Below are 12,051 nucleotides of genomic sequence, written 5' to 3'. Positions count from 1 at the left end.
CAACCGGAAATCGAGATGTCGATTCCGGCATGGTGTGTGCAGCTTGGGCGATCGCCCTCGGGCCGGACAACGACGTCGATCCGTCTGCCGGAACACCAACGGTCCTCATCGTTCGAGAAACGCATATACGGCGGCGGCGAAAGCGCCCGGGCGCTCGAATGGAGGCCAGTGCCCGCAGTTGTTCAGCACGACGAGGTCCGCGGCAGGCAGGCGCCCCAGCAGCATCAGCGCCCCTTCGAGCGGCACCATGCGGTCGGAGCGGCCGTGCACGATCAACGTCGGAATGGTGACCTCGGCCAATGCCGCGATATTGCTGCGCGGCACGATCGTCGACCGCAGCCAACTGTCCGCGTGCTCGGGGTCGCGCAGCCGCCACTGGTACATGTGCTCGACGAGTTCGTCGTCGATCGATGCGGGATCGTGCACGATGGCACGCAACAGCCGCGCGATGCGGTCTGCGTCGGCCGGCCTCGTCTGGCATTCGTCGAATAGCCGACCGACCTCCGTCGGTGCGGGTGCGAGCAGATAGGGGTCGCCGCCGGTGGACGCGCTGCACCCGCCGATCACCAGCCGGTCGACGCGGTCGGGCGCGGTCATCGCCAGATCCAGTGCCACCGTGCCTCCGGTGGACACGCCGAGTACGGTCACCGTATCCAGCTCGAGTTCGTCCAGCAGGGCGAGCGTGTTGCGGACGTAGAGATCGTGCACCGGCTCGTGGAACTCGCGCGGCGCGCTGCGGCCGAAGTTCGGATAGTCCACCAGGACGCAGCGGTAACGGGTGGTGAGGTCGGCCAGGATCCGGTGGTAGGTGAGCCACGCCGTGGTACCGGGCAGCGGCCCGAACGCCTGCTGGATGATCAGCGGCGGGCCGGAGCCGAGGTCGTGGTAGTGGACGGCGCTACCGTCGACCTCGAGGAACCGGCTGGTGGATTCCTCCGACAGTACGGTCATTTCGGTTCCCTCCGGTCAACTGATGGCGCCGCCGCCGAGGAGCAGATCCGGCCCTCGGTGACCGACCGTGATCGAGACCGCCAGCCGCACCGCCTCTTCGAGATCGACCAGCGACATCGACGGCGGCGGGAGTAGCGCGGCGGAGGCCGCCCGCGGCGGCGTCGCGGGAACGTGCACCATCCCGGCACGTGCCCGCGATAGGTGGCGGGCGAGGTAGAACGTCTGATTGCATAGGTAGGTGCCCGCCGTGTTCGACACGTAGCCGGGGATGCCCTTTGCGCGCCAGCCGTCGACGATCGCCTTGATCGGCAGGGTGCTCAGATATGCCTCCGGCCCGCCGGCTTCGACAGGCTGATCGATGGGCGCGCGACCGTTGATGTCGGGGATCGGGAAATCGCGCACATTGATCGCCACCCGCTCGACCGAAGGACTCGGACGCCCTGGCGCGACGCCCGTGACGACGACGACCTCCGGCCGTATCTCATCGATTGCTTCGGCGAGCGCGGCGCGGACTCCCTCGGTGTCCACCGGAAGCACGCGTCCGATGATGTCGGCGCCGTCCACCCGGCCGCCGTCCAGCCGCCGTGCGATCGAGCCGCTCGGATTGTCGCTCTCCTCGGCATACGCGCCGAACCCGGTGAGCAGGACCCGGCTCATGCCGCCGCGTCCATCGCGCACCGCTGTTGGAACGCCACGAACTCGATGACGAACTGTTCGGCGCGCTCCAACATGACTGACGACTGGGTCAGGCCGGGTGCGATGAACAGCTGGGTGTCCGGCGCCTGCTTGTGCCAGATGAAGGCGTCATCGACGGGATGAATCGCGTCATCGAGATCGCCGCGGCACACCAGCGTCGGAACCGTGATCTCCGACAGGCGGGGCCGCAGCGTGTAGAAGTCCTGGAAGTCGGCGGTACTGCGCGTCTTCGCATAGAAGTCCACCGCGTCGCGCCAGTCGTCACCGTGCAGCTCCCGCCATTCCCTCGCCTGCGCACTGTCCGGGTCGACCGCGGTGAAAACCGTGTTGAGCGAGGCGTTTCCGCTGCTGCTCAGTCCGACGATGGGGGCGTCCACGGTCAAGGTGCGCACCCGTGCCGGATTGTCGAGCGCGAGCCGTCCCGCGATGCGCGAACCCAGCGAGACCCCGGAGACATGGACCCGGTCGAGACCGAGCTCGTCGAGCAGTCGCCACAGATCCTCCACCCACACCTGCGGGCGGGCCAGCGGCGCAACCCGCTGGCTGCGCCCCAACCCCCGCAGATCGGGGACTATCACGCGGTATTTCGCGGCCAGTCGCGGGATCAGGTCGCCGAACCAACGCCCCGACGCTGCGGCGCCGTGCACCAGCAGCACCTCCTCCCCGGTCCCGTGCTGCTCGTAGTAGACCTCGACACCGTCGACCGTCAGTGTGGCCATGGATGGATTCCCTTTCGCTCGAGCTGCTTTCGAGACAGCAGGCTCGGCGCTCGGGCGGGCGGCGGCAACCGTCGCGTTCCACTGGTCGGCAAACTCCGGGCCGACGCGCAGGACGGCGGCGGGGGCGTTCCGCAGGCCGGACCGCGAACGTTCTCCGGCGCCGCCGGTGCGGTCAGGGTGAACCACGACCGAGAACACGAGGGGTGAGGAGCCGACCGTGACCGTACAACCCGCAGTGCCCGACAGGATCGACGACCCGTCGACGTCGGTGGACGAACTCGCGAGCCGACTGCTGCGCGCGCAGGCCGAACGCACCACACTCGCTCCACTCACCGGCGAGTACCCGACGCTGGACACCGCGACGGCCTACTGCATCCAGGACGAGGCGCTGAGCCAGCGCATCGAACGCGGCGAAACCGTCGTCGGCGTCAAGCTCGGACTCACCTCGCCCGCCAAACAACGTCAGATGGGCGTGTCCGCGCCTCTGACCGCCTGGCTCACCGACGCGATGGCCCTGCCGACCGGCACGCCGCTGCCGCAGGACCTGCTGATCCATCCCCGCGTCGAGCCCGAGATCACCTTTGTGATGGGTCGCAGGCTCACCGGGCCCGGCGTCACCGCGGCCGCAGCGCTGGCGGCGGTCGACCGCGTGTACGCCAGTGTCGAGATCATCGACAGCAGGTACCGCGACTTCCGGTTCACGCTGCCGGAGGTGATCGCCGACAACGCGTCGGCGGCGTACTTCGTCACAGGATCGGTCGGCGCGGATCCGGCCTCGCTGAACCTGCCGCTCGAGGCCTGTCTGCTCGAGATCGACGGCGGCCTGGCTGCGACCGGGGTGGGCGCCGCCGTTCAGGGGCATCCGGCCGAGGCGCTGGCCATGGCCGCGAATGCCTTGGCCGAACGGGGCCACGCGATCGAGGCGGGCTGGATCGTGATGACCGGTGGGATGACCGACGCCGTCGCGGCGCCGCGCGGGTCCACCATCGCGGCGCATTTCACCCATCTCGGATCGGTCGGCCTCGCGTGCTGACGCCGGACCGGAACGATGCCCGGTGTTCACCTGTTGGCGAATAGGTAGCCACTCGGTAGTTCCCCCGTTGTGATCCAACCCGCACCGGAAATACCGTCGGTGCGCGGGTCGGAATCCGCACCCCGCACACCCGAGTACCGGTCTCCCGTGAACTGTCAGCCCAGTTCAGCCCCGCGGGATTCCGGATAGGGCGTGTTCCGCCGGGCGGCGCCCCCGGCGGACACGGCGGTCTTCCAGCCCAGTGCGGTTACGACCTCCGTACCTTGTTCCGCCCACGCTGGCCGATGCAGTGGCCGGCGGCGGCTTTCGAGAGGCAACCATGACGATGAGCAGCACGGGCGCGTCGGCCCGTACCGTCGGCGCCGCCCACGCCGGTACGGGCATCCCGTTGATCGCAGTCCGCGACCAGGCCGAACCGGACTCGTCCAGCTCGGCCGCCAAAGCATTGGCGCTCCTGAGCAGTTTCTCGCCACGCCACCCGGCAATGGGGGTCTCCGAGATCGCCCGGCGGGCCCAGCTGCCCAAGTCGACCGCCCACCGGCTGCTTGCCGTGCTGGTCGACTGGGAAATGGTCACCAAGCGCGGCACCGAGTACTCGCCGGGCACACGGCTGACCGAGCTCGCCGCGCTTACGGCACAGCCCGACACACAGGACCTGCGCCGCATCGCGCTGCCCCATCTGCTCGATCTGTACGAGATGACCCACGAGACCGTGAACCTGTGTGTTCTCGTCGGCAACGACGTCCGGTACGTCGACCAGATCCACGGCCATCAGGCCGTCAGCTCGCCCGCCTGCGTCGGCGCCCGGCTGCCCGCAGCCAACACCGCGATCGGTAAGGCACTGCTGGCGTTCAGCGGTGACGATGTGCTGGCCCGGGTCTCCAACCGGCTGCGGCCCGCCACCTCCTCGAGCATCGCCTCCCCAACCCAGTTGGCCCGGGAACTCGCCGCGATCCGCCACACCGGCATCGCCTACGACCGACAGGAGACCAGGCCCGGGCTCACCTGTATCGCGGCCCCGATCCGGAACTGGTCAGGAGGGGCGGTCGCTGCCATCTCGATCTCCGGTCCAGTGCATCGTTTCCGGCCCGCCGATGCGGCTCCCGCCATCCGCGCGGTGGCCGCGGGCGTGGCCAAGCTGACACAGGAAGCCCGGTGGCAACGGCATCTGCCGCGATGACCGCCAGCTCAATCACAAAAACAGTAAGGAACTCCAGAACCCCATGCTTCCCTTGACCTTCGACCTGCCCGATGGCCAGCAGCGCACGGTCCCGGTTCGGACCCTGCTCAACGCGGGTTACGCCGGACGCAGCCAGGCCGACGTCTCCGCACACATCGCCGAACTCGCCGAACTCGGCGTACCGGGCCCTACCCGTATCCCCTGCGTCTATCCCCTCGCCCCATACCTGGCCATGCAGGTCGACGAGGTGCCCGTCCAGCACGAGCGCACTTCCGGCGAGGCCGAATGGGCCCTGGTGGTGGCCGGCACCGAACCCGGCGATCTGCTGCTCACCGCCGCCTGCGATCACACCGACCGACTCCTGGAACAGCACGGCGTTGGCTGGAGCAAGCAGGCTGCGCCGGATGTGCTCGCCCGCACCGCATGGCGCCTCGTCGATGTCGCCGACCATATCGACGAGCTCACCCTCACCGGTTCCGTGCTGATCGACGGCGAGTCCACGCTCATTCAGCAGGGGACTCTCGCCGAGCTGCTGACACCTCAGTACTGGATCGAGGACCTGCGCTCACGCGGACTGTTCGAACTCGGGACCGTCCTGATGTCCGGGACCATCCCGATGCGACCCGAGGTCGACCAGTTCAGCGCCGGCTGGAGCGTGGAGCTCGCCGATCCACGGACGGGACAGTCGATCTCACTGTCCTACGCGGTTCGTCAGATACCACCGCCGGTTGCCTGACCGCCATTTCTTCCCTTACTCACAGGAGCTGCCACTGTGCGCGATCACCCAGGCCCATGGGCGCCGCTGCGCCTCGAATCCGGTGCGATACTGCGGAATCGGTTCGTGCTCGCACCGATGACCACCAACGCTTCCAATCCAGACGGCTCGGTTACCGACGACGAGCTGCGCTACCTGACCCGCCGCGGCGCCGCCGAATTCGGCGCGGCCATCACCTCATGCGCGTACGTGCACGAGGACGGCCGGTCTTGGCAGGGCATCGGCGCCACCGGCGCGGCACATCTGGACAGCCTCACCGCTGTCGCGCGCGCGATGCGCGGCACCGGTGGGCTCGGCATTCTGCAGATCTACGACGGCGGCCGCATCGCCATCCCGGATCTCGTGGGCCCCAGCGGGATTCGCGGACCGTCCGCGATACCGTCGATGCGTCCCAATGCCCCGGTGCCGAGGGAACTGGCCGGCGACGAGATCGATGAACTGCTCGAGGCGTTCGGCCGTGCCGCGGCACTCGGCGTGGCAGCAGGTTTCGACGGTGTCGAGATACACGGCGCGAATCACTATCTGATCCACCAGTTCTTCTCCCCCAGGGCCAATCGGCGCACGGACCGGTGGGGCGGCGGGATCGACGAGCGTATGCGTTTTCCCCTCGCGGTGGCGCAAACGGTGCGCGCCGCGATCGGTCACGAGATCACTCTCGGATTCCGCATCACCCCCTTCGAATCGGAACCCGGCGGATACATCCTCGACGACGCCGCGCGCCTGGCCCACCGCCTGGCCGATGACGTGGACTACGTCCACATCTCCATGGACGAGTTCCGCAGGAATTCCCCGCAGCCCGAGGACCGGGACTGGACGAAGGCGCGAACCGCAGTGGAATCACGCAACCCGATCCCCGCCATCGCGGCGGCCGTCGCCGGACGCAGCGCAGTGGTCGCCAGCGGCGGAATCCGGACCCTCGACGACGCCGAGGACGCCATGTCCGCAGGCGCGGACCTGGTCGCCGTCGGGCGAGCCGCGCTCATCGACCCGGAGTGGGTCGACAAGGTGAAGGCTGGAGCGCACCACAGTATCCGGGCCAAGCTGCCGGCCGATCACGCTGAGATCGCGACCGCGTTGACGATTCCTCCCCGCATGGTCCGGTACCTCCTCAGCCGCCCCGGCTGGATCCCGCGCGTCGGTCAGGATGTGCGGCCATGAGGTACGCGGCCGTGCGCGTGGCGCTGTGCCAGATCACCGCGACCGCCGATCCGGCGCACAATCTGTCGCAGGTGCGCGCGGCCGTCAGGGACGCCGCCGCACGGGGTGCCCGGATCGTGGTCTTTCCCGAGGCCACCATGGCCAGGTTCGGCACGGTGCTCGCCGCTGTCGCCGAACCGCTCGACGGGCCCTGGGCCCGGGCCCTCGCTGGCATCGCCGACGACCACGCCGTGCTGATCGCCGTGGGTATGTTCACCCCGGCGGGCGACCGCGTGCGAAACACCGTGCTGCTCACCGGTCTCGGACATCACCTCGGCTATCACAAGATCCATCTCTATGACGCATTCGGCTACCGTGAATCCGACACCGTCGCCGCAGGCGCCGACTGCGTCACCGTCACCGTCGACGGTCTCGTGTTCGGTGTTGCCACCTGCTACGACGTGCGCTTCCCGGCGCTGTTTCAACGTCTCGCCGAGCTCGGGGCGAGTGCGATTCTGCTCCCGACGTCGTGGGGCGCAGGCAAGGGGAAGGCACAGCAGTGGGAGACCTTGGTGCGTGCACGAGCACTGGACTCGGGATGCTGGGTACTGGGATGCGACCAGGCAAACCCCAGGTTCACCGCGGTGCCAGTCGATCCGAGCGCACCCACCGGGATAGGCCGTTCACTGGTCGCGGACCCGTTCGGGCGGGTTTGCGACCGGCTCGGGGCCGGATCGGGGATGCTCGTCGTCGAGATCGATTCGGCGACCGCCGACCGCGCTCGCGCCGCGACCGGCGTGCTGGCGAATCGGGCAGTGGCGATGGGCTGAAAACCCAGTGCGCCGGAGGTACAAAGCACGAAACGAGCCGTCGGGCATCGGAACTCGCAACGATGCCCGACGCTTCGGCGGTCAGCGTCCGCGCGCCGACAGCAGCAGCGCCGCCTGGGTCCGCGAGTTCACGCCCAGCTTCGTGAAAATGTGCTCGACATGGCTGTCCACGGTCCGGAGTGCGACCACCAACGCCTGTGCGATCTGCTTGTTGGTCATCCCCTCCGCGAGTAGCCTGCCCACTTCCAGCTCTCGTGGAGTCAACAGTGCCACCACCGCGTCCTCGGACCCTGACTGCTCGGCCCGCGGTGTCTCCCCCAGGGCGAAATCGATCGCCCGTTCAGTCCCGAGCTGCCCACCGTTGGCGAAGGCTGCCTCGAACGCCTTGTCGCCGAGCAGTGCCCGCACCTCCCGCGCGGTTCGATCACTCCACCTGCGCAATTCGAATCCGCCGGGATACTCACCGAGCGGCTCCCATACCTGCCGAACGGCGCCCATGAGGCCTGCCGCACGTTCGGCCTGCCCTTCGGCCGCCGCCACCCATGCCTGCAGCTCCATCACCACCGCGATCCCCAAGGCGTCGTGAAAGGCACGCTTGTCGGTCAACGCCTCCCGCAAGTGGGTGTCGGCGAGCTGGTATTCACAGCGCATCCAGTGCGCCAGGCCGAGGAAGGCGTTGATCCACGACAGCAACCAACGCTCACCCCGCACGGTCAATGCCCGTCGGCACTGCTCGAGCACCTCGAGCGCGCGCTCGGGCTCCTGGCGCAGGCAGTACGCCCAGCCCAAATGTTCCAATGCGAGGATGTGCAGCAGGCTCGGCCCACCTGCCTCCTCCATGGCCGAGCCCTCCTCGATCAGCTTCATGCCCAACGCGGTGTTCCCGAGGTTGTGTTCGGCGACGCCGCGGAAATGCGTCGCATGCGCCATGTTGACGGTATCGCCGAGCTGGGCCGCCAACTCCTGACTGGCACGCAGCAGGTCCAGCGCGACGACGGCCTTCCCCTCGGCCACTGCGAGGTAGCCATTGGACCAGAGCGCGGCCGCGCGTTCGGAGCTGGACACATTGTCCGAGGCGAGGGCACGATCGAGCCAATGCCTTCCCTCCCGCTGCTGCCCGCATCCGATCCAATACCAGAACAGTGCGGCGGCCATTCCGAGTCCGGCAGGTCCGCCGTCCGGATCCGAGAGCAGCGAATCCAACACGGCACGCAGGTTCGCGTGCTCGCCACGCATCCGCTCCACCTGTCGTTCCTGCCCGGGCCCGAACCAGTTCGCGTCGAACTCCCGCGCCAGCCGCTGGTAGTACGTGCGATATCTCCCGACCACCGCGACGTCGTCGGCGCGGGCATGCAGCTTGCGCATCCCGTACTCCCGCACGGTCTCCAGCATCCGGTAGGTCGGGCGGCTGCCCGCGACACGCTGCACGACAATCGACTTGTCGACCAGCGCCGCGACGCCGTCCACAATGCCCTCCCGCGGCAGACCCGGTTCGCTGCACACGCATTCGGCGGCCTCGAGATACACGGGCCCGGTGAAGACCGACAGGCGTTCCCAGAGCCGGCGTTCCTGTACCGAGCACAGCCCATAGCTCCAATCCAGCGTCGCCCGGAGGGATTGGTGGCGTGCTGACGCCGAGCGGTCGCCCGCGCTGAGCAGCCGATAGTGGTCGGCGAGCCGGTCAAGTAATTCGCGCGGCGACAGCGCCCGCATGCGTCCGGCGGCCAATTCGATCGCCAGGGGCAGACCGTCGAGTCTGCGGCACAACTCCTCGATCGTGTCTGTGTTCTCGGGCGTGATGCAGAACCCCGGCGCCGCGGCGGCGGCGCGCTCGACGAACAGCGTCACTGCGTCTGGCCTGGTGCCCTCGGCGCCGAGCGGACCACTCGCGGCCGACCCGACGCCGAGCGGCTCGACCTCGAAGACGTGCTCACCCGCGACCCGCAACGGCTCGCGGCTGGTGACCAGGATCCGCAGATCGGCGCAGGCGGACAGGAGGTTTCGCACGAGCACCGCGCTCTCTTCGAGCAGATGCTCGCAGTTGTCCAGCACCAGCAACAGTTCGCGCCCACGCAGGTGGTCGATCAGCGTCGCCACCACGTCCGGCAGGTGTGTGGGCACGCTGAGCACCTGCGCGACCGTCAGCGGGACCAGGGCAGGGTCGGCGACCTCGGCCAGTTCGACGACGACCGCACCGTCGGCGAACCCGCGCCGGGCCTTCCGCGCCACCTGCAGGGCCAACCGCGTCTTGCCAACGCCGCCCATGCCGGTGAGGGTGACCAGCCGCGAGTTCGCCAGTATCCGCCGGACCTCCGCCGACTCCGCTGTGCGCCCCACCAGGCTGGTCAGTTCCGCCGGCAGGCCAGGCAGTTTCGGCAGTGGCGCGGTATCGGCCATCACAGCACCTCGATCGTTCAGAGAATCCGCAGCTATCGACCATAGTCCGCTGGCCGGGTGCGTCACAGGAAACCGCAGTATTCGAGCGCGTTCCGACATTCGGACCGATTCCGTTGCTGCGTCTTCGAGCCGCTCGTATTTTACCGGGAAATATCGTGAGCGCAGCGCGAGGAGATACCACGTGTTCGATCAGACAACCCTGTCCAGTCCTGGCAGGACTATCGACTTCCCGAACTCTACGACAGAATTATTCCGGCGGGTCGATCGCGAGCTGGAACAGGGAATCGTTTCACCTCGAATATTCAGCGACCCGGAGGTATACGCCCACGAACTGGATCGGATATTCGCGCGTTGCTGGTGCTTCGTCGCTCATGAGTCGGAAATTCCGACGCCGGGCGACTATGTGCTGCGCTACATCGGACAGGATCAGTTCATCATCGTCCGAGACGAGGACGGACGCATCAACGTCCTTTTCAACAAATGCACTCACCGGGGTAGTCCGGTGTGCCGGGCGGAAAAGGGAAACAGCTCTCACTTCCGTTGCCCGTACCATTCGTGGGTTTTCAAAAACAACGGCGACTGGAGCGGAGCGCCGTACCGAAAGAAGGCATACCGCAAGCTCGATGCCGAGCAGTGGGGCCTTGCCGCTGCGCCGCACGTCGATTCGGTGCACGGCCTGATCTTCGCCTCGCTCGATCCGGCCGCACCCACCCTCGAGCAGTACCTCGGCGGGATGCGCTGGTACCTGGACGCGCTGCTCGGGCTCAACGAGCAGGGCATGTCCACCATCGGCGAACCACATCGCTGGCGGGTGCCGGCGAACTGGAAATCCGGCGCCGAGAATTTCATGGCGGACGCGTATCACGTCCCGTCCCTGCATCGTTCCGCCGAAGAGGTCGGGATGTTCCCCGGCATCGAGGCGGGTGGCGCCGGCCCCCAGGGCGTCTCACGGCACGTATTCTTCGACGAGGGACACGGGATGATCGTCAACGACGGATTTCTGCCCCCGCCCTGGCACCGCTCGGGGTTCCCGCCCGAGGTCGCCGAGACCTTCCAGCTGGATCGGCTCGCGCCCGACCAACGGCAGTTCGTCGAGAACCATTCGGCCACTACGTTTCTCATCTTCCCGAACCTCGGGCTGGTGCGGGTACCCGCGTCGCCGCACCCGGACGCCCCGCCCGCGGTGTTCACCTATCTGCGCCAGTGGCAGCCGACCGGGCCGGACACGATCGTGAACTGGAACTGGACACTGGGCTGGAACAGCGCGCCGGACGGTTTCAACGAGGAGGCCTACGTCGCGGCACTGAGCATGCACGGCCCGGCCGGGATTCTGGAGCAGGACGACACCGTGGTCTGGGGTGGCGCGCCAGTGGCGGGAAAGTCGGTCTTCGCCCGCAAGAGCGGCATGCGATTCAACTTCCAGCTCGGCTTGGACGGCATGAGCGACTACGCCGAGGACCCCGAGTGGCGCTTCCCTGGGCGCGCAACGACGACTGCACTCGGCGAAGCCCCACAGCGCGCCTTCTATCGGCGTTGGCTGCACGAAGTATCGACCGCGGACGAAGTCGACGGGCCGGAGGTTCAGCGGTGACCACCACTTCGACCACTGCCGCCGTTTCCCAAGAGATCACCGCCGCGTGCGCCGACTTCCTCTACCGCGAAGCCGAATACCTCGACCATCGGGAGTTCGACCGCTGGCTCGGCTGCCTGTCGGAGGAACTCGTCTACCTCATGCCGATCCGCGTCACGCGCGGGCCCGAGGCACGCGACCTGGAGTTCTCGCCGACGGGATTCCATATGAAGGACAACTACGCATCGATGAAGATGCGGGTCTCGCGGCTCTACACCGAGCACGCCTATGCCGAGGACCCGCCGTCGCGCACGCAACGCCTGATCACGAACGTCCGCGTCGACGCGCTCGACGCCTCGGACAAGTACGACGTACGCAGCAACTTCCTGTGCTACCGCGCCCAAGGCGACGGCGTCGACTCCGATCTGATCGTCGGCGAGCGGTTCGATGTCCTGCACGACACCGCCGACGGCTGGCGGCTGGCCTCGCGGACGGTGCGCTTGGCCCACACCACCCTGATCACCCCCAATCTCGGGGTGTTCCTGTGACAGCACAACGGCTGAGCAACGAGTTCGCCGACGTCGTCGTGCGCGTGGTGACAGCGGGCAACGGCGAGCGGCTCGAGATCAGGTCGCCGCGGCGCGGCACGTTCGTCCGACTGGATCCGGTGGAGCTCGAGGCCCTGACATGGCAGCCGACGGAGGTATTCACCCGAATGCTCGAGGGCTCGATCGGCCCGGCGGCGTGATGAGAATCGTGAAAG

At 67.8% G+C, this 12,051-nt stretch carries 12 protein-coding genes; 8 read left to right on the top strand and 4 right to left on the bottom strand.

Going from position 1 to position 12,051, the window contains the following annotated elements; genetic code table 11:
• Positions 1-105 precede the first annotated feature (105 nt).
• The 3 genes from AB0H50_RS11110 to AB0H50_RS11100 are packed head-to-tail and all read right to left on the bottom strand — an operon-like array spanning position 106 to position 2,366.
• Positions 106-951 (bottom strand): alpha/beta hydrolase, encoded by an 846-nt coding sequence (locus AB0H50_RS11110; RefSeq protein WP_357449751.1) that lies wholly within the window; start codon positions 949-951, stop codon positions 106-108.
• A gap of 15 nt (positions 952-966) precedes the next feature.
• Positions 967-1,608: a peptidase C15 gene (locus AB0H50_RS11105; RefSeq protein WP_357449748.1), complete on the bottom strand. Its 642-nt coding sequence runs from the start codon at positions 1,606-1,608 to the stop codon at positions 967-969.
• A complete protein-coding gene (locus AB0H50_RS11100; RefSeq protein ID WP_357449745.1) occupies positions 1,605-2,366 on the bottom strand; it encodes an alpha/beta hydrolase in 762 nt (253 codons plus the stop codon). Before AB0H50_RS11100 ends, AB0H50_RS11105 begins: the two co-directional genes overlap by 4 nt.
• Positions 2,367-2,583: 217 nt before the next feature.
• Between AB0H50_RS11100 and AB0H50_RS11095 the strand changes: the two genes are divergently transcribed.
• The 5 genes from AB0H50_RS11095 to AB0H50_RS11075 all read left to right on the top strand — a co-directional run bounded on the left by AB0H50_RS11095 (position 2,584) and on the right by AB0H50_RS11075 (position 7,321).
• Positions 2,584-3,399, top strand: coding sequence for a 4-oxalocrotonate decarboxylase (locus AB0H50_RS11095; protein WP_357449742.1), 816 nt, complete (start codon positions 2,584-2,586; stop codon positions 3,397-3,399).
• Between the two features lie 319 nt (positions 3,400-3,718).
• Positions 3,719-4,579 (top strand): IclR family transcriptional regulator, encoded by an 861-nt coding sequence (locus AB0H50_RS11090; protein WP_357449739.1) that lies wholly within the window; start codon positions 3,719-3,721, stop codon positions 4,577-4,579.
• A 43-nt stretch (positions 4,580-4,622) separates the two neighbouring features.
• Complete coding sequence (locus tag AB0H50_RS11085; RefSeq protein ID WP_357449736.1) at positions 4,623-5,315, top strand: DUF2848 domain-containing protein; 693 nt, start codon at positions 4,623-4,625, stop codon at positions 5,313-5,315.
• 36 nt (positions 5,316-5,351) lie between these two features.
• On the top strand, positions 5,352-6,512 hold the full coding sequence (locus tag AB0H50_RS11080) for an alpha-hydroxy-acid oxidizing protein (RefSeq protein ID WP_357449733.1): 1,161 nt from the start codon (positions 5,352-5,354) through the stop codon (positions 6,510-6,512).
• The gene (locus tag AB0H50_RS11075) at positions 6,509-7,321 is read left to right on the top strand and encodes a carbon-nitrogen hydrolase family protein (protein WP_357449730.1); all 813 of its coding nucleotides are present in this window, start codon (positions 6,509-6,511) and stop codon (positions 7,319-7,321) included. The genes AB0H50_RS11080 and AB0H50_RS11075 overlap by 4 nt, the downstream gene beginning before the upstream one ends.
• 81 nt (positions 7,322-7,402) lie before the next feature.
• On the opposite strand, the gene AB0H50_RS11070 is transcribed toward AB0H50_RS11075, so the two are convergent.
• Positions 7,403-9,718, bottom strand: coding sequence for a LuxR C-terminal-related transcriptional regulator (locus tag AB0H50_RS11070; protein WP_357449727.1), 2,316 nt, complete (start codon positions 9,716-9,718; stop codon positions 7,403-7,405).
• A gap of 181 nt (positions 9,719-9,899) precedes the next feature.
• Here AB0H50_RS11070 and AB0H50_RS11065 point away from each other — a divergent pair, with 181 nt between their 5' ends.
• Genes AB0H50_RS11065 through AB0H50_RS11055 form a run of 3 tightly spaced genes read left to right on the top strand, consistent with a single transcriptional unit; the run spans position 9,900 to position 12,036 of the window.
• Positions 9,900-11,309 carry a Rieske 2Fe-2S domain-containing protein gene (locus AB0H50_RS11065; protein WP_357449725.1) on the top strand — a complete coding sequence of 470 codons (1,410 nt, stop codon included), beginning with the start codon at positions 9,900-9,902 and terminating at the stop codon, positions 11,307-11,309.
• Positions 11,306-11,836, top strand: coding sequence for a 3-phenylpropionate/cinnamic acid dioxygenase subunit beta (locus AB0H50_RS11060; RefSeq protein WP_357449722.1), 531 nt, complete (start codon positions 11,306-11,308; stop codon positions 11,834-11,836). The genes AB0H50_RS11065 and AB0H50_RS11060 overlap by 4 nt, the downstream gene beginning before the upstream one ends.
• On the top strand, positions 11,833-12,036 hold the full coding sequence (locus AB0H50_RS11055) for a dihydrodiol dehydrogenase (RefSeq protein WP_357449719.1): 204 nt from the start codon (positions 11,833-11,835) through the stop codon (positions 12,034-12,036). The genes AB0H50_RS11060 and AB0H50_RS11055 overlap by 4 nt, the downstream gene beginning before the upstream one ends.
• Positions 12,037-12,051: the final 15 nt, after the last annotated feature.

This window comes from Nocardia sp. NPDC050793 (genome assembly GCF_040654065.1).
GTDB lineage: Bacteria > Actinomycetota > Actinomycetes > Mycobacteriales > Mycobacteriaceae > Nocardia.
Note: the sequence above shows the minus strand (reverse complement) of the source record. Positions and strands in the feature narration are given on the sequence as shown.

Bases quoted from the DNA above. Each gene is read 5' to 3' on its own strand.
- AB0H50_RS11090 (WP_357449739.1), top strand. From the start codon at position 3,719: ATGACGATGAGCAGCACGGGCGCGTCGGCCCGTACCGTCGGCGCCGCC.
- AB0H50_RS11070 (WP_357449727.1), bottom strand. From the start codon at position 9,718: ATGGCCGATACCGCGCCACTGCCGAAACTGCCTGGCCTGCCGGCGGAA.
- AB0H50_RS11085 (WP_357449736.1), top strand. From the start codon at position 4,623: ATGCTTCCCTTGACCTTCGACCTGCCCGATGGCCAGCAGCGCACGGTC.
- AB0H50_RS11075 (WP_357449730.1), top strand. From the start codon at position 6,509: ATGAGGTACGCGGCCGTGCGCGTGGCGCTGTGCCAGATCACCGCGACC.
- AB0H50_RS11105 (WP_357449748.1), bottom strand. From the start codon at position 1,608: ATGAGCCGGGTCCTGCTCACCGGGTTCGGCGCGTATGCCGAGGAGAGC.
- AB0H50_RS11110 (WP_357449751.1), bottom strand. From the start codon at position 951: ATGACCGTACTGTCGGAGGAATCCACCAGCCGGTTCCTCGAGGTCGAC.
- AB0H50_RS11100 (WP_357449745.1), bottom strand. From the start codon at position 2,366: ATGGCCACACTGACGGTCGACGGTGTCGAGGTCTACTACGAGCAGCAC.